Source organism: Metallibacterium scheffleri (genome assembly GCF_002077135.1).
In the GTDB taxonomy this organism is placed as follows: domain Bacteria; phylum Pseudomonadota; class Gammaproteobacteria; order Xanthomonadales; family Rhodanobacteraceae; genus Metallibacterium; species Metallibacterium scheffleri.
Genome location: NZ_LDOS01000002.1, coordinates 2,089,587 through 2,107,895, shown reverse-complemented (window position 1 = coordinate 2,107,895; position 18,309 = coordinate 2,089,587). Strand labels below are relative to the sequence as shown.

14 protein-coding genes, 1 other RNA gene and 3 pseudogenes are annotated in these 18,309 nt (G+C 66.1%); 13 read left to right on the top strand and 5 right to left on the bottom strand.

What is annotated here, in order from left to right; translation table 11 throughout:
* Positions 1–74: 74 nt before the first annotated feature.
* From Mschef_RS14960 to Mschef_RS14940, 5 genes are all read right to left on the bottom strand, one after another.
* The gene (locus tag Mschef_RS14960; RefSeq protein WP_081129827.1) at positions 75–722 is read right to left on the bottom strand and encodes a peroxiredoxin; all 648 of its coding nucleotides are present in this window, start codon (positions 720–722) and stop codon (positions 75–77) included.
* A 135-nt stretch (positions 723–857) separates the two neighbouring features.
* The gene (locus tag Mschef_RS14955; protein ID WP_081129826.1) at positions 858–1,841 is read right to left on the bottom strand and encodes a ribokinase; all 984 of its coding nucleotides are present in this window, start codon (positions 1,839–1,841) and stop codon (positions 858–860) included.
* Positions 1,842–2,038: 197 nt separating this feature from the next.
* On the bottom strand, positions 2,039–2,647 hold the full coding sequence (locus Mschef_RS18335; RefSeq protein WP_339325991.1) for a YraN family protein: 609 nt from the start codon (positions 2,645–2,647) through the stop codon (positions 2,039–2,041).
* Positions 2,644–3,723 (bottom strand): penicillin-binding protein activator, encoded by a 1,080-nt coding sequence (locus Mschef_RS14945; protein ID WP_176212464.1) that lies wholly within the window; start codon positions 3,721–3,723, stop codon positions 2,644–2,646. The genes Mschef_RS18335 and Mschef_RS14945 overlap by 4 nt, the downstream gene beginning before the upstream one ends.
* Complete coding sequence (locus Mschef_RS14940; RefSeq protein ID WP_176212463.1) at positions 3,618–4,406, bottom strand: penicillin-binding protein activator; 789 nt, start codon at positions 4,404–4,406, stop codon at positions 3,618–3,620. Before Mschef_RS14940 ends, Mschef_RS14945 begins: the two co-directional genes overlap by 106 nt.
* An 82-nt stretch (positions 4,407–4,488) precedes the next feature.
* Between Mschef_RS14940 and rsmI the strand changes: the two are divergent.
* From rsmI to Mschef_RS14875, 13 genes and pseudogenes are all read left to right on the top strand, one after another.
* Positions 4,489–5,337: pseudogene (gene rsmI / locus Mschef_RS14935) on the top strand (16S rRNA (cytidine(1402)-2'-O)-methyltransferase).
* Between the two features lie 43 nt (positions 5,338–5,380).
* Positions 5,381–5,732: RNase P RNA component class A (rnpB, locus tag Mschef_RS14930), an RNA gene on the top strand.
* 602 nt (positions 5,733–6,334) lie between these two features.
* Positions 6,335–6,781 (top strand): division/cell wall cluster transcriptional repressor MraZ, encoded by a 447-nt coding sequence (gene mraZ / locus Mschef_RS14925; RefSeq protein ID WP_081129824.1) that lies wholly within the window; start codon positions 6,335–6,337, stop codon positions 6,779–6,781.
* A gap of 27 nt (positions 6,782–6,808) precedes the next feature.
* A complete protein-coding gene (rsmH, locus tag Mschef_RS14920; RefSeq protein WP_081129823.1) occupies positions 6,809–7,726 on the top strand; it encodes a 16S rRNA (cytosine(1402)-N(4))-methyltransferase RsmH in 918 nt (305 codons plus the stop codon).
* A complete protein-coding gene (ftsL, locus tag Mschef_RS14915) occupies positions 7,723–7,998 on the top strand; it encodes a cell division protein FtsL (protein WP_242426537.1) in 276 nt (91 codons plus the stop codon). The genes rsmH and ftsL overlap by 4 nt, the downstream gene beginning before the upstream one ends.
* Positions 7,995–9,752: a peptidoglycan D,D-transpeptidase FtsI family protein gene (locus Mschef_RS14910; RefSeq protein ID WP_081129822.1), complete on the top strand. Its 1,758-nt coding sequence runs from the start codon at positions 7,995–7,997 to the stop codon at positions 9,750–9,752. Before ftsL ends, Mschef_RS14910 begins: the two co-directional genes overlap by 4 nt.
* 11 nt (positions 9,753–9,763) lie before the next feature.
* Positions 9,764–11,233 carry a UDP-N-acetylmuramoyl-L-alanyl-D-glutamate--2,6-diaminopimelate ligase gene (locus Mschef_RS14905; protein ID WP_081130071.1) on the top strand — a complete coding sequence of 490 codons (1,470 nt, stop codon included), beginning with the start codon at positions 9,764–9,766 and terminating at the stop codon, positions 11,231–11,233.
* A gap of 2 nt (positions 11,234–11,235) precedes the next feature.
* Entirely contained in the window at positions 11,236–12,600 is a 1,365-nt protein-coding gene (locus tag Mschef_RS14900; RefSeq protein WP_081129821.1) for a UDP-N-acetylmuramoyl-tripeptide--D-alanyl-D-alanine ligase, read from the top strand.
* Positions 12,590–13,671: pseudogene (gene mraY / locus Mschef_RS14895) on the top strand (phospho-N-acetylmuramoyl-pentapeptide-transferase). The gene Mschef_RS14900 and the pseudogene mraY overlap by 11 nt, the downstream one beginning before the upstream one ends.
* A complete protein-coding gene (gene ftsW / locus Mschef_RS14890; RefSeq protein WP_081129820.1) occupies positions 13,671–14,876 on the top strand; it encodes a putative lipid II flippase FtsW in 1,206 nt (401 codons plus the stop codon). The pseudogene mraY and the gene ftsW overlap by 1 nt, the downstream one beginning before the upstream one ends.
* Positions 14,873–15,946, top strand: coding sequence for an undecaprenyldiphospho-muramoylpentapeptide beta-N-acetylglucosaminyltransferase (gene murG, locus Mschef_RS14885; protein WP_081129819.1), 1,074 nt, complete (start codon positions 14,873–14,875; stop codon positions 15,944–15,946). Before ftsW ends, murG begins: the two co-directional genes overlap by 4 nt.
* Positions 15,943–17,385, top strand: coding sequence for a UDP-N-acetylmuramate--L-alanine ligase (gene murC / locus Mschef_RS14880; RefSeq protein ID WP_081129818.1), 1,443 nt, complete (start codon positions 15,943–15,945; stop codon positions 17,383–17,385). Before murG ends, murC begins: the two co-directional genes overlap by 4 nt.
* Positions 17,382–18,305: pseudogene (locus tag Mschef_RS14875) on the top strand (D-alanine--D-alanine ligase); the annotation flags it as partial. The gene murC and the pseudogene Mschef_RS14875, both read left to right, overlap by 4 nt.
* Positions 18,306–18,309 lie beyond the last annotated feature (4 nt).

The following is an 18,309-nucleotide window of genomic DNA, read 5'->3' as shown; positions in this document are numbered from 1 at the left end:
TCACGTGGGCGCAGGCACAGTTCAAAAAACACCCGGCTTGCACCGGGTGTGCGTGTTGCAACTTGCGGCTGGATTTACAGCGACTTCTTGCAGAAGTACCAATCACTGCATTCATAGCCCTCGCTGCCGCGTGCGTCGGCAGCTTGCTGGGTCTGCGGCGGCGGCACGATGACCTTGTCGCCGGGTTGCCAGCCCTCGGGTGTGGCAACGCCATGTTTGTCCGAGGTCTGCAGCGCCGCGACCAGGCGCAAAAACTCGGGGATCGAGCGTCCGTTGCTCATCGGGTAATACACCATCGCGCGCAGCACGCCTTTGTCGTCAATGATGAAAGTGGCGCGCACCGCCGAGGTGTCGGATGCGCCCGGTTGGATCATGCCGTAGGCATTGGCCACGCGCATGGAAAGATCCTCGATGATCGGAAACGGGATTTCGATGCCGAACTTTTCCTTGATCGCACGCGCCCAGGCGATATGCGCATAGTTGCTGTCGATGGACAGGCCCAGCAATTCGCAGTTGAGTTTCTGGAACTCGGGGTAGGCCTTGGCGAAGGCCATGAACTCAGTGGTGCAGACCGGTGTGAAGTCGGCCGGGTGCGAGAACAGCACCAGCCACTTGCCCTTGTAATCGGACAGTTTCTTCGGGCCGAATGTGGTTTTGCTGTCGAAGTTCGGGGCCGGCTCGTTGAGACGCGGCAGGGTTTGGCTCAGGGTAGTGTCGGTCACGGAATGTCTCCAGTAGGTTGAGCCACATGGCTAGTGGCCAGTCATTTAATTAGAATCATCTAATACATTTTTAATCATGAAGGAATCGGTTGTCGCCAGCCAATCGATTCTCACGATACGCGCGATTGATGAACGCTATGCGATGAGTGTGCCGTAACGCTGCGCGACTTCGGACCGGCGCGGCGCGGCGCTGGCGGCCCCATGGCGCTCGGTGCTGAGCGCAGCGCAACGATTGGCATGTGCGATGCAGACCGAAAGCGGTGCATCGGGACTGCGTGCATGTGCCGCAGCCAGCGCACCGCAAAAGGTATCACCAGCGCCGGTGGTATCGCGCACGCGGGCAGGCGCGCTGGCGGCGCGATAGCTGGCCGCATCATCGCCGCGCCACTCGCGGCCGTTGTGTGCGATGAAGCAGCCGGCGCTGCCGAGGGTAATCACCACGCTGGCCACGGGCAGGTGTGCGGCGAGGGCGGTCAGCTCGGCATCTGCCAGGGTAGCGAGTTGATCCGCAGCGATGCCAAGTCCTGCGAAGCGCTGCAGCAGCGTGGCAAACTCGGTTTCATTGGGAATCAGCACGTCGCATGCAGATAACAGCGCGTCATCGAGTTCGGGGCGTACTGGCGCCGGATTGAGCAGCGCCAGGGCGCCATGGTTGCGCGCCAGCACCAGTGCGGCGCGGACTGGCGCCAGATCGCTTTCGAGCTGGGTCAGCACGACTTGCGCGGTGGTGAAGGTGGTCTGCTGTGCTTTTACATGCGCGGCGCTGAGCCGTTCGTTGGCGGCCAGATCGACCACGATCTGGTTCTGCCCCCGCGCATCGATGAGCACGCACGCGCTGCCGCTGCGTTCCCCGGGCACGATCTGCCAGCGTGCATCGAGCTGTTCCTGCGCGGCATTGCGCTGCGTGAGCACGGCACTGTCATCCTCGCCCAGCGCCGCGATCAGGCAGGTGGCCACATCCTGGCGCCGACAGGCGACCGCCTGGTTATAGCCTTTGCCGCCGGCACCGCTGAAAAAATCCAGTGCACGCCGTGTTTCACCGGGTTGCGGGAAGCGCTCGCAGCGCCACGCATAGTCGCGATTGCAACTGCCGACCACGATGACTTGCGTTGCATTCATCCGTATCTCACCGCACTCAGATCTGGCTGCATAGTCAAGCTCTCCGCGCCGCACGCAGGCTGGGCCGTGCCCGCTCGCCGTGACCTGGCACGATACCGCCAATACTGCCGATCCGGGTCGAGATCAGTGGGAAACGGGCAAACCGTCGGCACCACTCGCTGCGGCATCGATCGCACTGCTGGCGGCATTTCCGGCCTTCAAATCATCGTGCCGCCGGTTGTGGCCTCTGCACTTTTGGCACCAGGTTCCCGGCGAACGTCAGGCTGGCCGGTACGGTCAGGATCGATTGTTGTATGGCCGAGGCGATCAGCAGCACCAAGCCCAAGCCGGGCAGGCCGAGCGCGTCGCGACCAGGAAGATCGGAAGCCGTGTGCCAGTCGGTACAACGCGACTTGTGTAATGCGTGCCGCGCGCCGCGTGTGCGTCAGCGCGTTTCGAATGCCTGACGCACCCATTCGCAGCGCGCCGCACTGCCGTGGCCCGCGTAACCGACTACATCGAAACGGCAGGTGCGCTGCGCGTGCGCCGGAAACACCGCCAGGAATTCCGCTGCGGCGCGCAGCAAAACGCCCCTGCTTGGCTGTGCCGACCGAAGCCAGCGCACCACCACCGAGTGGATTGCCGCGCGCTCGCACCTCCACGAAGACCAGTGTGGTGCCATCCAGCATGATCAGATCGATCTCGCCATAGCGGCTGCGGAAATTGCGTGCCAGTGGCTTCAGTCCCGCAGATTCCAGGCGCGCCAGCGCCGCAGTTTCAGCGGCGGCGCCGAGGCGTTGTCGAGGTGTCGGCGTGGCTAAGCTCACTGCGTCGGTGCGCTCAGGGCGAGCGTTCCAGCCATTGGCATGGCCACGCCATTATTGAATTGCACCCAGATCGGCGTGCGCTGCACGTGACCTTGTGCATCGACACTGAGCTGGCCAGTCGCGCCGGCGACATAACTTCCCGGATGCTGCTGCAGCCAGACGAAGTAGGGGCTCAGCAGGTCCGCATCCATGCCGAAGGCGAACAGGCGCGCACCGTGACCGGCGACCACCGGCAGGTTGCGCATCAGACGTGCACGCACCGGCAGCCCGGGCTGCGCGTCATACAGCCAGGGTGCATCGGGGAACTGCACGCCATCCAGATCCTTGTCCAGCGCATTGGGCGATCCACTATAAACCTGCACGCTGGCGAACACCGGCTGGCGCAGCCGCGCGACGCGAATCTGCGGTATCAGCAAACGCGCGGTTTCCGGCGGCACGGCAATGAAAATTCCGCCATTGGCGCCCAGTCCCGGCATCGCGTTGCGGATTTCACTGACGTAATTGACCGTGCCTTGCGGTAACGTCTGTAGCGTCAACACGTCACCGCCACCCGCCTCGAATTGAACCTTGAACGCTTGCGCGGCGCGCTGTTCGTTCTCCGATCCGGCGATGAACACCACGGCGCTGCGGATGCCTTGTTGCAGCATGCGCGCTGCAGCCTGGGCGCCGTCATCCGCTGGCATCAAGCCGAACTCCACGCTGCCCTGCGGCGGATTGACGCTGCCGTCAGGATGATTCAGCGCCAGCACCGGTAGCGTCGGGTTGCTGGAAAACAGCGCCGCCACGTCATCGCGCGCTAGCGGTCCTACCACCAGATCGGCGCCAGCGCTCTGCGCCTGCTGGTAAGCGGCCAGAGTGCCAGCCTGGGTGCCTTGGGTGTCGTACACATGCAGCAGGGGTCGGGGCTGCGCTTCCGGCGTGTTGAAATAAGCGGTGAGAAATCCCTCGGCGACTGCTTCACCAGCGACTTTCAGGGGACCGCTGAGTGGCAACAGCAACGCGATCTGGTGGTAGGTGTGGAAACCTTCTTGCGTAGGGCTGCCGCCTTGCGCGATGACGGTGCCGGCCTGGCGCATGAGTTGCGGCAGGTTTTTTGGCAGGGCGCTGCCGAGCCGGTGCAACGCGCGTCCAAGCCAAGGCAGCATGGATCGCCTGCGGGCAACTCGCGGGCCTGCTTCTGCAGCGTCGGTACACCCAGCGCCACCAGCATGCGCTCGATCTCGCGCGCGTTCTGCTGTCGTGCCTTGCCAGTCAGCAAGCTTGCCATGTGCACGCGCGCGCGTGCTGACGCCCAGCGATCGCCCAAGACGCTGGCCGCTTCCGCCTGCAGGCGCGCGGCGCGCAAATCGAGCGGCGCGGGCAGCGCGCGTGGCAGCATCGCGGCGATGGCCAGCGCCTGCTGCGGATCGTGCGCCAGCGCCAATTCACCCTTGAGCAGGTTGTAGCGCGCGGCATCCAATCCGCGCAGACGCGCGTCATCGACCGTGGCCAGCAATTGCGCGGTACGCGCGGGCTGACCCGCGACATACCACGCATCGGCGGCGCGCAACCGGTAGTCATTACCCTCATTGCCGTTCGGATTTTGCGCGCTCAGGTTGTCCCATGTGCGCGCGGCGCCTTGATAATCACCGCGCTGGTACAACGCATTGGCTTGCGCGTTGGCAGCCTGCTGTGCCGGAGTTGGCCCGCCAACGGTGGCGCAGCCGGCCAGCAGCAGGAGCGACAGTGCGAGCAACAAAACGGACAGTGAGCGCATCATGAGCCTGCACGAGCAAAGGTGGCCTTTGCGATGATAGCGGAACGTGCGCGCCAGACCGCGCCGCGGGAGATCTGCATGGCAATTGCAAGCGGCACGCTTTTGGGTGGTGGCTACGCCCATCGGCAACCTCGATGATTGAGCGCGCGCGCGCGCGCTGTGCTGGGTAGCGTGGCAGTGATCGCAAGCCGAAGACACGCGGGCATACGCGCCATTTGTTGCAACACTTCGGCATGGCCACGCCGCTGCTGGCTCTGCACGAGCACAACGAGGCCGGGATGATCGAGGCGCTGCTCGCACGCCTCGCGGGAGGCGAGGATCTGGCGCTGGTTTCCGACGCTGGCACGCCGCTGATCAGCGATCCGGGTTTTCGCTTGGTGCGCGCGGCGCGCGCTGCTGGCTTGCGCGTGGCGCCCGTGCCGGGCCCCGCAGCGCTGATCGCGGCCCTGTGCGTGGCCGGCTTGCCCAGCGAGCGCTTTGTTTTCGAGGGTTTTCTGCCTGCCAAGGCCGCTGCGCGTCAGCAACGCTTGGCCGAACTCGCCGGTGAGGCGCGTACGCTGGTGTTCTACGAAGCCCCGCATCGACTCGAAGCGACGCTGACTGACTTGGCTGCGGCTTTGGCAGTGATCGGCAGGCAGCATTGGCGCGCGAGTTGACCAAGCTGCACGAGACCGTCATCAGCGCCACGCTGGGTGACCTGATTGCGCGCGTGGCTGCGGATGCCGATCAGCGCCGTGGCGAGATCGTGCTGATCGTCGGTGGCAATGATGCGCAGGCGGCGCAAGCGCTGGCCGAGGGTCGGCGCCTGTATGCGTTGTTGCGCGGCGAACTGGCGCCGGCGCGCGCCGCGCGCATCGCCGCAGAGTTCAGTGGCGCGCCGCGGCGCGCGCTGTACGCCGAATCCGGCACAACCGAGGCCGACGCGCCATCGTGATGCGCGCAGGCACAGCGCGCATCATGCAGCTACACTTCCTGGTGGAGTCGGCCGGGCAGTCGCGTCGCGCAAGCGCCGAGGAAAGTCCGGGCTCCATAGGGCAAGGTGCCAGGTAACGCCTGGGCGGCGCGAGCCGACGGAAAGTGCAACAGAAAACAAACCGCCGAACGGTGTCGCAAGACATGCGTGGCAAGGGTGAAACGGTGCGGTAAGAGCGCACCGCGCGTGGGGACAACGCCACGTGGCACGGCAAACCCCACCTGGAGCAAGGCCAAATAGGGAGGCGATGGCGTGCCCGCGCCGCTTCCGGGTTGGCTGCTGGAGCCTGACGGCGACGTCAGGCCTAGAGGAATGACTGTCTAGAACAGAACCCGGCTTACGGGCCGACTCCTTTCTTCTCGATGTGCACACGCTCGACGTCAAGATCGCGCACCAGGCGATAAGGGTCGTCGAGTCGTGTGCCGTTTTCACCGCAATTAGTTTGTCAAGCCGGGCGCCTGGCTGCGGCAAAGCCGCACCACCTTTGTCGCGACTAGCACTTGTGTGCTCGCCGCGGCGGCACATTGGCAGCTACGCATCCTGCTTCGCTGCCAAAGCCCTGCCTGCACCATCCATGGTTCCGGCGCGCAGCGGGCACTGGCCCACAGCGCCCATGTGCCGGCGCGGTTTTGCAAACCGCTCCAAGGTTTTTGCGCGCAACGGGCCATCGCCCGCTGTGCGCGTGTACCGGAGTGATTTTGCAAACCCCTCTCGCACCCGGCGTTATCGCATTGATCGAGGTCTATTCAGATCCCGTCGTTCGCACCTGGGCATCGCATGCGAGTGGTTCCTGATCATTTTCAATGATTTCATAGGCATTGCGATGACTGCTAAGAGATTGCATGAAATCCTGAAGTCCGCCGATTAGTCCTTGATCTGCAAGGCAAAACCCGTTGACAGTCGCAAAACCTGAGACTAAGGTGGCGATTAGTGTGGAAACGTGGGGAAAGGTGGGCAAATGTTCCAGGGTGAAACCGCCATCACGGTAGATGACAAGGGACGGCTGGCGATTCCCACCGCTTACCGCGAGCTGGTTGCGCGCATCTGCGACAACCACTTGGTCAGCGCCTACAACCCATTCGAGCAAGGTTGCCTGTGGCTGTTTCCGGCCAGCGCCTGGGAGCAGGTACGCGATCAGGTCAATGCGCTGCCCAGCGTCAAGGCCGTGCATCGCGCGCTGCAGATGAAGTTGGTCGGTGCCGCCGCCGCGCTGGAGCTGGATAGCGCCGGGCGCGTGCTGCTGCCCGCCAGTCAGCGTGCGGCAGCCGGTATCGAAAAGCGCGCGGTGCTGCTGGGCATGGGCAACAAGTTCGAGTTGTGGAGCGAACAGGCACACGTCGCCAAGATCCGCCAGACCATCGGCGAAGACGAGATCAGTGCGGACATGTCCGCGCTGAGGCTCTGAGCAGTGGTCACCCGAGGGGCCGCGATCATGTCGGCAGGCGAACATGTCCCGGTCATGCTCGCCGAGGTGATCGCCGGGCTTGGCGTGCGTGCCGAGGGGACGTATCTCGATGGCACCTATGGTCGCGGCGGTCATGCCGCAGCGATCCTGCAACTGTTGGGGCCGCAGGGCAGTCTGTTGCTGCTGGATCGCGACCCCGAGGCCATCGCCGCGGCGCGCGCACGGTTCGCCAATGATGCGCGCGTGCACATTCGACACGGCAGCTTTGCCGCGCTGGCCGAATGGGATGCCGCGCAGGTCGGGCTGGACGGCGTGCTGCTGGACCTCGGCGTGTCCTCGCCGCAGCTTGATCAGGCCACGCGTGGTTTCAGCTTCATGGCCGATGGTCCGCTGGACATGCGCATGGACCCGACCCAGGGCCAAAGCGCCGCGGAGTTTCTGGCGCAGGCCGATGCCGAGGACATCGCAGCGGTGCTGTGGCGCTATGGCGAGGAGCGCATGAGTCGTCGCATCGCGCAGATGATCGTGCAGGCGCGCGTCGAGCAGCCACTGACGCGCACCTTGGAACTGGCGCAACTGGTACAACGCGCGATCGGCCGGCGCGAGCCCGGCAAGCATCCGGCCACGCGCACCTTCCAGGCGTTGCGTCTGCACGTCAATGGCGAATTGGACGCGTTGCAGCGGGGGCTGGCCGCCGCAAGCGCTTGCCTTAAACCGGGTGGGCGTCTGGCGGTGATCAGTTTTCACTCGCTGGAAGATCGCCTGGTCAAGCAATTCATTCGTGGCCCGGAGCTGCCGCGCGTCGGGCGCGGCTTGCCGGCGCCGACGCCCATGCCGGGCGCGCTGCGTGCGGTCGGACGCAAACACTTCGCCAGCGCGGAAGAAGTGGCGCGCAATCCGCGTGCGCGCTCGGCGGTACTGCGCATCGCGGAGAAGCGCGCATGAGTGGCTTCATGCTGCGTGCGCTGACCTGGGCACTGTTGGCGGTGACGCTGCTCAGCGCGATTGCGGTGGTGTGGTCGCGCAACGAAAATCGCGAGCTGTTCATCCGCCTGACGCGCCTGCAAAGCCAACGCGATCACCTGAATATCGAGTACGGACGCCTGGAACTCGAAGACGCCACCTGGGCCGATCCGGCACGCGTGGCGTCGGTGGCGCGCAGTCAGTTGGGAATGGTCAATCCCGAACCGGCGCAAATCCGCATGGTGCGCGAATGAAGCCGGCATCCAAGTCACCAGCGCCGGCCAGCCTGCGCCCGCGTGGTCCGCGCGTGCGCCGACGTCTGGCACTGGTCATTACCTTGTTGGTGCTGGTCGGGGTCGGCCTGTTGGCACGCGCCGTGGATTTGCAGGTCGTGCGGCGTGAATTCCTGCAGCAGCAGGGTGACATGCGCTTCCTGCGCGAACTGCCGATTCCGGTTTCACGCGGGAGCATTTTTGATCGCAACGGCGAGCCGCTGGCGGTGTCCACGCCGGTCGATTCGCTGTGGGCCGATCCCCCCGTGCTGCTGGCGCATGCTGATCGCATTCCGCAACTGGCCAAGGCGCTGGATGTGAATGCCGCCGAGCTGCAGCGCCGTCTCGAGCAGCGCTCGAACATGGAGTTCGTGTACCTGCGTCGCATGATGGATCCGGTCGCCGCACACGCGGTGCTGGCGCTGAAGATTCCCGGCGTCAACAAGCAGCGCGAATACCGCCGCTATTACCCCACTGGTGATGTCGCCGCGCAGGTGCTGGGTTTCACCAACATCAACGATCAGGGCCAGGAAGGCCTGGAGTTGGCCTACAACCACTGGTTGAGCGGCAAGCCCGGACTGCAGCGCGTGATCCGCAATCGTCTCGGGCAGATCGTGCAAAGCGTCGACCTGGTTCGCGAGCCGGTACAGGGCCACAGCCTGACCTTGAGCATCGACCGCAGCATCCAGTACCTCGCCTATGAGTACCTGTCAGAGGCCTACCTCAAGTACCACGCGCGTGCGGCATCGATGGTGATCATGGATGCGCGCACCGGCGGCATTCTGGCCATGGTCAACCTGCCCTCGTTCAATCCCAACAACATCGCCGGCAGCACGCCACGCGACTGGCGCAATCGCGCGGTCACCGATGTATTCGAGCCGGGTTCGGTGATGAAGGCGTTCACGCTGTCCGCGGCGCTGGACAGCGGCAAGTGGACGCCCACTTCGCCGATCAACACCACACCCGGCTGGTACATGATGGACGGCTACACCATTCGCGACGTGGCTGACTTCGGCAAACTGGATCTGACCAGTGTCATCACCAAGTCCAGCAACGTCGGTGCCTCGCTGATCACGGCGACGTTTTCGGAAAAACGTCTGTACGACATGCTGCGCGGGTTTGGCTTCGGGCGCAGCACCGAAAGCGGCTTTCCCGGTGAGGCTTCGGGTCTGCTGCCGGTGTACACGAGTTGGCGCCCGATCAACCGCGTCACCATTTCCTACGGCTACGGCCTCAACGTGACGGCGCTGCAATTGGCGCAGGCCTACTCGACGCTGGCCGACGGCGGCGTGTTGCACCACCCCACGTTCGTCAAGGGCGATGACAGCGCGCCGGTGCGCGTGCTGCCGGAGAAGTACGCCAGGGAAATGATCGGCATGCTGCGTACCGTGGTCAGCCCGGCCGGGACCGCGCCCACGGCGATGATCGCCAACTACACCGTGGCCGGGAAGACTGGTACCGCGCATCAGGCCGGCGCTGGCGGTTATCTCAAGGATGAGTACTACGCGGTGTTCTGCGGCATCGTGCCGGCCACCGATCCGCGTCTGGTTGCGGTCGTGGTGGTGCGCGATCCCAAGCCCGACCATTACGGCGGCGTGGTTGCTGCGCCGGTGTTCCGGCGCGTGATGGAAGGCGCGCTGCGCCTCCTCGATGTGCCACCGGACAACGTGCAGCACTGGTATGGACAGGCGCCACTGCCGGTTGCTGCGGGCAACGCGACGGGAGGCACACCGTGAACGCTGCCGCGATGCGCGCCGATGCGCTGCTCGAGGGCCTGGCCGATGCCGGCGCGGTCGCCGCGATCGCGGTGCGCGGTTTGCAGCTGGATTCGCGCCGCGTGCGGCCCGGTGAAGCCTTCGTCGCACTGCGCGGCACGCAGCACCACGGCATTCATTTCGCGCCGCAGGCGCTGGCCGCAGGTGCGGCGCTGGTGCTGGCCGAAGCGCCCGCACCGCTGGATGCCCCGCAGCTGCCGCAGGTGATCTGGGTTGATGAACTTGGCGCGCAATTGGGCAGCATCGCCGCGCGGTTCTACGGCGAGCCTTCGCGCGCGCTGCGCGTGATCGGCGTGACCGGCACCAACGGCAAGACGTCGAGCGTGCAGTTGCTGACGCAGGCGCTGGAACTGCTCGGTCGGCGTGCCGCCAGCATTGGCACGCTGGGTGCCGGCCTGCACGGTCAGCTCGATGCCAGTGCGCGCACCACGCCGGATGCCATCAGCGTGCAGCGGCTGCTGCGCGAATTCGCGGACGCGGGCGCCAGCGATGTCGCGATGGAAGTGTCCTCGCATGCGCTGCAACAGGGTCGCGTCAATGGCGTGCACTTCGGCGTGGCCGCCTTCACCAATCTCACCCGTGACCATCTCGACTATCACGGCAGCATGCAGGCCTACGGCGCGGCCAAGGCGCGCCTGTTCGCGTGGCCCGAATTGCGCGCTGCGGTGCTGAATATCGACGATGCATTCGGCGCGCGCTTGGCGGCGAGCATGGCGCCGGGCATACGTGTGTTGCGCGTCAGCGCGCTCGGTGATGCGAACGCGGAGTTGCGCGCCGAGGCCGTCGTCAGCTCGCCCGGAGGCATTCGTTTCACCCTGCACACGCCATGGGGCAGCGGCGCGTTGCGCAGTCCGCTGCTGGGGCGCTTCAACGTCGACAACCTGCTGCTGGTGGCAGCGTGCCTGGGTGCGCTGGAATTTCCCTTCGTGCGCATGCTGGATGCGTTGAACCGGCTCGAGCCGATCCGCGGACGCATGAATCGTCTTGCTGGCACCGCGACCCAGCCGCTGCTGGTGATCGATTATGCGCACACGCCGGATGCGTTGCAGCAGGCCTTGCGCGCCTTGCGCGCGCATTGCGCGGGACGTCTGTGGTGCGTGTTCGGCTGCGGCGGCGAACGCGATGCCGGCAAGCGCCCGCAAATGGGCGCACTGGCCGCGGACTTGGCCGACCGCGTGTTGCTGACCGACGACAACCCGCGTGGCGAGGATGGCGACGCCATCATCGTAGCGATTCGCGCCGGGATGCCGGACGCCAGCGCAGTGCTTGTGGAGCGTGATCGCGCGCGCGCCATTGCCCTTGCCGTGCGTGAGGCGCGGGCAGGTGACGTGGTGCTGATCGCCGGCAAGGGCCACGAGACCTATCAGGAAATTGCCGGCACGACGCGGCCCTTCGATGACCTGGCCGTGGCGCGCGCTGCACTGGAGGCGCGTCCGTGTTGAACATGAGCCTCGATGAAGTGGCGATGTGGACGCACGGCACCCTGCATGGTGCCGCGGCGCAGGTGCGTGGCGCCGGCGCGGATACGCGCGCATTGCAGCCGGGCATGTTGTTCGTGGCGCTGGCCGGTGAGCGCGTCGATGGCCACGATTATCTGGCACAGGCCATGGCCGCGGGCGCGGCCGGCGCGCTGGTGACTCGCCGCATGGATGCGGCTTTGGCGCAGGTGCAGGTCGGCGACACGCTGCGTGCGCTGGGCGATCTGGCCAGCGCGGCGCGCGCGCGCAGTACGGCCGAAGTGATCGGCATCACCGGGTCCAGCGGCAAGACCACGGTGAAGAACCTGTGCGCCGCGATCCTCGCTGGCATTGGCTCCACGCACGCCACGCAGGGTAATCAGAACAATGAGATCGGTCTGCCGCTGGGCCTGCTCAACATGCGCGAGGACACGCGCTACGCGGTGCTCGAGATGGGCGCAGGCAAGCCGGGTGATATCGCTTATCTGGCCGCCATCGCGCGTCCGCGCGTGGCGCTGGTCAACAACGTGGCGCCGGCGCATCTCGAGCGCCTGGGCAGTATCGAGGGCGTGGCCGAGACCAAGGGCGCGATCTACGCCGCGTTGCCGGCCGACGGCATCGCCGTGATCAATGCCGACGACGCCTTCGCCGGTTATTTCACCGCGCAGGCGGGTGCGCGGCGCGTGTTGCGCTTCGGCAGCACGACCGAGGCGGATATCTACGCCGCGCAGGTGCAATCAGATCTGCATGGCTCGCGCTTCGTGTTGCACACGCCGTCGGGTACGGCGGCAGTGATGTTGGCGTTGCCCGGTGCGCACAATGTGCGCAATGCGCTGGCGGCGGCGGCGCTTGCGCATGCGCTGGACGTCGCCCCGGCGCAGATCGCACTGGGATTGGCGCAGGTCAGCGCGCAGCACGGACGCCTCGCGCGCCGCGTCATGCCGGGCGGCTGGATATTGCTGGATGACAGCTACAACGCCAATCCGGCTTCGGTCGCGGCCGCCATCGACACCCTGGCACTGGCGCCGGGCGAGACCTGGCTGGTGCTGGGGGATCTGGCCGAACTCGGGCCCGATGCGCAGGCATTGCACGCCGAGCTGGGGCGCAAGGCGCGCGCGGCCGGCATCACGCGGCTGTGGACGGTGGGGCGTCTCAGTGGCGCGGCCAGCACCGCGTTTGGCGTCGCGGCCAATCACTTCGAGGATCAGGCCGCGTTGGCGGCTGCGTTGCAAGCCGCCGCGCACGCCGGAGTCACGTGCCTGGTCAAGGGCTCGCGCGCATCGGCGATGGAGCGCGTGATCGCGCAACTAGAGCCATCCGACGCACACGGGGGGCATGCCGATGCTGTATGAACTCGCGCGCTGGCTGAGCGGCTATGTCAGTGCATTCCACCTGTTCCAGTACATCACCTTGCGCACCATTCTGAGCGCACTGACGGCGCTGCTGATTTCACTGGCGCTGGGGCCGGCGTTGATCCGCCGGCTCAGCGCGCAGAAAGCCGGGCAGGTGATTCGCAGCGATGGGCCGCAATCACACCTGAGCAAGGCCGGCACGCCGACCATGGGCGGCACGCTGATCATCCTGGCGGTGGTCATCGCCACGCTGCTGTGGGCCGATCCGTTCAACCGCTATGTATGGGTCGTGCTGGGCGTAACGCTGGCCTTCGGCGCGGTGGGCTTCTACGACGATTACAAGAAATTGATACTCAAGGACAGCCGTGGCTTGCCGGCGCGCTGGAAGTATCTGTGGCAGTCGCTGTTCGGGCTGGCGGCGGCGCTGACGCTGTATTACACCGCCGATGTGCCCGCGGCTACGGCGCTGTTCGTGCCGCTGTTCAAGACCGTGGCGCTGCCGCTGGGATTTGGCTTCGTGGTCATCGCCTATCTGATGATCGTGGGATTTTCCAATGCGGTGAATCTCACCGACGGTCTCGATGGCCTGGCCATCATGCCCAGCGTGCTGGTGGCGGTGGCACTGGGCATCTTCGCGTATCTCTCGGGTAACGCGGTGTTCTCGAGTTACCTCGACATCCCCGGTATTCCAGGCGCGGGCGAGCTGGCGATTTACTGCGGCGCGCTGGCGGGTGCCGGGCTGGGCTTTCTGTGGTTCAACACCTATCCGGCGCAGGTGTTCATGGGCGATGTCGGCGCGCTGGCCATTGGCGCGGCGCTGGGCTGCATCGCGGTGATCGTGCGTCAGGAGATCGTGCTGCTGATCATGGGTGGCGTGTTCGTGGTCGAAACTGCCTCGGTGATGCTGCAGGTGGCCAGCTTCAAGCTCACCGGCAAGCGCATCTTCCGCATGGCGCCGATCCATCACCACTTCGAGTTGAAGGCTGGCCCGAGCCACGCGTGATCGTGCGCTTCTGGATCATCAGCGTGATGCTGATGCTGATCGGACTCGCCACCTTGAAGGTGCGCTGATGTTCGATTTCGTCAGCCCGCACCCACAAGCCCAGCGCCGCTCCGGGCCGCGTGGACATTACGACCGCTGGCTGCTGCTGGCGATCGTGGGGCTGGCGGCGTTCGGCATCGTCATGGTGGCATCGGCCTCGATCGCGATCGCCGACGGCAGCCATCTGGGCCCGTTCTTTTATCTCAAGCGCCACCTGATGTTCATCATGCTGGGTAGCGGCGCGGCGTTCGTGGCCACGCGCGTCGAGCTGCGCGAGCTGGAAAGTCGCGGTTTCCTGCTCATGGCGCTGGCGATCATCTCGCTGCTGCTGGTATTCGTGCCGCACATCGGCGTTCGCGTCAACGGCGCGCGGCGTTGGCTGGATCTGGGCATCACCGGGTTCCAGCCGGTCGAGGCGGTGAAACTGGCGGTGATCCTGTACATGGCCAGCTATCTGGTGCGCCACCGCAGCGCCGTGGAGACGAAATTCTCCGGCGCGATCAAACCAATCGGCGTGGGCCTGCTGATCGCGGTGCTGCTGCTGGCGCAGCCGGATTTCGGTTCGGCGCTGCTGATCATGGCGATCACCGTGGGCATGATCTGGCTGGCCGGTGCGCGCATGCGCTACCTGGTGCTGATGAGCACGCCGCTGATTCCCCTGTTCAGCTGGATCGCGGTCAGCCGCAGTTATCGCGTCGAGCGCCTGACCTCGTTCCTCAACCCGTGGAAGGATCCGTTTTCGGACGGATTCCAACTGACCCAGGCGCTGATCGCGGTCGGGCGCGGCCATTGGTTTGGCGTGGGTCTGGGCGACAGCATCCAGAAGCTGTTCTATCTGCCCGAGGCCTACACCGATTTCATCCTGTCGGTGATCGCCGAGGAGCTGGGCTTTGTCGGCATCGCGCTGGTGCTGGGATTGTTCGCGCTGCTGGTTGGACGTGCGCTGACGCTGGGTCTGCGCGGGGTCGAGTTGGGTCAGCGTTATGCGGCCTACGTGTGTTTTGGCGTGGCCTTGTCGATCGGCATCCAGGCGGCCGTGTCGGTGGGTGTGAATCTGGGTGTGCTGCCGACCAAGGGCCTGACCTTGCCACTGGTCAGTTCCGGTGGCTCGAGCGTGATCATGACCCTGGTCATGCTCGGGGTGCTGTTGCGCGCCAGTTATGAGATCACGCGTGCCGAAGATGCACGCCGCCTCGGCGCCGCCGCCCCGCAGTTCGCGGAGGCCATGACATGAACGATGGGCGTCCGGTGATGATCATGGCTGGCGGTACCGGAGGGCATATCTTCCCGGGCCTGGCCGTGGCCGAGGTGCTGGCCGCGCGCGCGGTTCCAGTGGTTTGGCTGGGCGCAACCGGCGCGCTGGAAACCCGCCTGGTACCAGCGCGCGGCATCCGCCTGCTGGAACTGCCGGTGCGTGGCGTGCGCGGCAAGGGCTGGCAGGCGCGTCTGCGCGCGCCGTGGATGTTGCTGACTGCACTGCGCGCGGCTTGGGCTGCACTGCGCCGCGAGCGCCCGCGCAGCGTACTGGCGCTGGGTGGTTACGTAGCCGGCCCCGGCGGCCTGGCTGCGTTCCTGCGTCGCGTTCCGCTGGTGGTGCACGAACAGAACGCAATGCCGGGGATGACCAATCGCGTGCTCGCGCGTCTTGCCAGGCGCGTGCTGGTGGGTTTTCCGGATACGCTGCCGCGCGCTGCATGCAGCGGCAATCCGGTACGCGCGGTGATCGCGGATTTGCCCGCGCCTGCGCAGCGTTTTGCTGCGCGCACGGGACGCGCGCGCCTGCTGGTGCTGGGCGGCAGTCAAGGCGCCCGCGCGCTCAATCTCGGCGTGCCGGCCGCGTTGGCGCTGCTGCCCGCGGTGGAGCGTCCCGAAGTGTGGCATCAGTGTGGCGCGCAAGGCGTGGAGGCCACTCGCGCCGCGTATGCCGCAGCGGGCATCGAAGCGCGCATCGAGCCGTTCATCGAAGCCATGGAGCAGGCCTATGCCTGGGCGGATCTGGCGCTGTGTCGTGCCGGCGCGCTGACCCTGGCCGAGCTGGCCGCGGCCGGGCTGGGTGCGATTCTGGTGCCATACCCACATGCGGTGGACGACCATCAGACGCGCAATGCCGCGTTCATGACTGGCGCTGGTGCCGCGCGCCTGCTGCCCGAATCCGCATTGAGCGCGCAAACGCTGGCTCGGGAACTCGGCATGCTGCTGGCTGACCGCGCACGCTTGCTGGGCATGGCTACGGCGGCGCGCACCCTGGCACGCCCCGACGCCGCCGCGCGCATCGCCGATGCCTGCCTGGAGGTGGCGCGATGAGCCCGCGTCGCCTGCAGCCGCACGAGGATTTCATGTACGCGTTCCGCCGCGTGCACTTCATCGGCATCGGCGGTGCCGGCATGAGCGGCATCGCCGAGGTGCTGCACACCCTGGGCTACGTCGTGTCCGGCTCGGATCGCGCACGCTCGGTGGTCACCGAGCGTCTGACTGCGCTGGGTATCGAAGTGCACATCGGCCATGTTGCCGCGCAGGTGCAGGGCGCCGATGCCGTGGTCGTCTCCAGTGCCATCGCCGCTGACAATCTCGAGCTGTTGGCCGCACACGCCGCGCGCATCCCGGTGGTGCCGCGCGCCGAGATGCTGGGTGAACTGATGCGCTTCCGCCGTGGCATCGCCATCGCCGGTACCCACGGCAAGACCACCACCACCAGTCTCACCGCCAGCGTGCTGGCCGAGGCCGGTTACGATCCGACGTTCGTCATCGGTGGCCAGCTGCTGGCTGCGGGCACGCATGCGCGCCTCGGCGCCGGCGAATATCTGGTCGCTGAGGCCGATGAGTCCGACGGTTCTTTCCTGATGCTGGCGCCGGTGCTGGCGGTGGTCACCAACATCGATGCCGATCACCTGGCCAATTACGGTGGCGACTTCGCGCGCGTGCGCCAGGCCTTCGATGATTTCCTGCATCGCCTGCCGTTCTACGGTACCGCGGTGTTGTGCACGGACGATGCCGAGGTGGCCGCGCTGGCGCAACGCACACCGCGCAGCGTGGTGACCTATGGCACCGCCGCCAATGCCGATGTGCGCGCCAGCGCCATCGTGCAGCACGGCCCGCGCATGCATTTCAATCTGCACCTGCCCGGTCGCGACGCGGTGCTGGCGGTGAATCTCAACCTGCCCGGCCGGCACAACGTACTCAACGCGCTGGCCGCCGCCACGGTGGGCTGGCAGTTGGGCGTCGATGCGCCGAGCATCGCTACTGCATTGGAAAAGTTTCAGGGCGTGGGCCGGCGCTTCCAGCAGCATGGCGAGATCAGGCATGGGCGCGGTCGTGCGTTGCTGGTGGACGATTACGGCCATCACCCCAGCGAGTTGGCCGCGGTGTTCGCTGCCGCGCGCGGCGGCTGGCCGCAGCGGCGTCTGGTGGTGGCGTTTCAGCCGCATCGCTATTCGCGTACGCGCGATTTGCTGGATGACTTCGCGCGTGTGTTGGCCGAGGTCGATGTGCTGGTGTTGAGCGAGGTTTATGCGGCGGGCGAGGCGCCGATCGCTGGCGCCGATGCGCGCGCGCTGGCACGCGCGGTGCGTGCGCGCGGCAAGGTCGATCCGGTGCTGGTCGAGAACGTGCGCGAATTGCCCGCCGCGCTGGCGGCGCTGCTCGAGGACGGCGACCTGCTGCTGCTGATGGGCGCCGGTGATATCGGTCAGGCGGCCACCGCGCTGGCGCGTGCCGGCACGCTACTGGAGGAGGGCAGCACATGAAGCATGTCGATGACGCGCGTGCCTTCGGCCGCGTCGCGGTGGTGATGGGCGGCACCTCGGCCGAGCGCGCGGTGTCGCTGGATTCGGGGCGCAATGTGCTGGAGGCGCTGCGCGCGCGCGGTGTGGATGCGCACGGCATCGATGGCATTCCTGCGCTGCTGGATGCGGTGCGCGCCGGACACTTCGCGCGCGTGTTCAACATCTTGCATGGTCAGCATGGCGGCGGCGAGGATGGCGTGCTGCAGGGCGCGCTGGACTCGTTGCACGTGCCCTATACCGGCTCCGGCGTGCTCGGTGCCGCGCTGAGCATGGACAAGATTCGCAGCAAGTGGATCTGGCAAGCACTGGCTTTGCCGACGCCGGCCTTCGTGCCGTTGCGCAAAGGCAGCGATGCGCATGCGGCATTGCGCAAGCTCGGCCTGCCGGTGATCGTCAAGCCTGCCTGCGAGGGTTCCAGCGTGGGCGTCAGCCGCGTGTTGGCCGAGTCCGACCTGGATGCCGCGGCCGCGCTCGCGGCGCACTATCCGGGCGATCTGATGGTCGAGCAGATGGTCGAGGGCGCGGAATATACCGTCGCCGTACTCGATGATCACACGCTGCCTTCAATCCGCATCGTGCCCAAGGGCCAGTTCTACGACTATCACGCCAAATACGTGGCCGCGGATACGCAGTATCTGTGTCCCGGCCTGCAAGGTGATGATGAAACCGCATTGGGCGCGCTGGCGCTGGATGCATTCCGTGCCCTGGGTTGCAGCGGCTGGGGGCGTGTGGATGTGATGCGCACGGCCAGCGGCGAATTTCAACTGCTCGAGGTCAATACCGCGCCGGGCATGACCAGCCACTCGCTGGTGCCCAAGGCCGCCGCCGCCGCCGGCATGGATTTCGAGACCCTGTGCTGGCGCATTCTGGAAACCAGCCTCGACC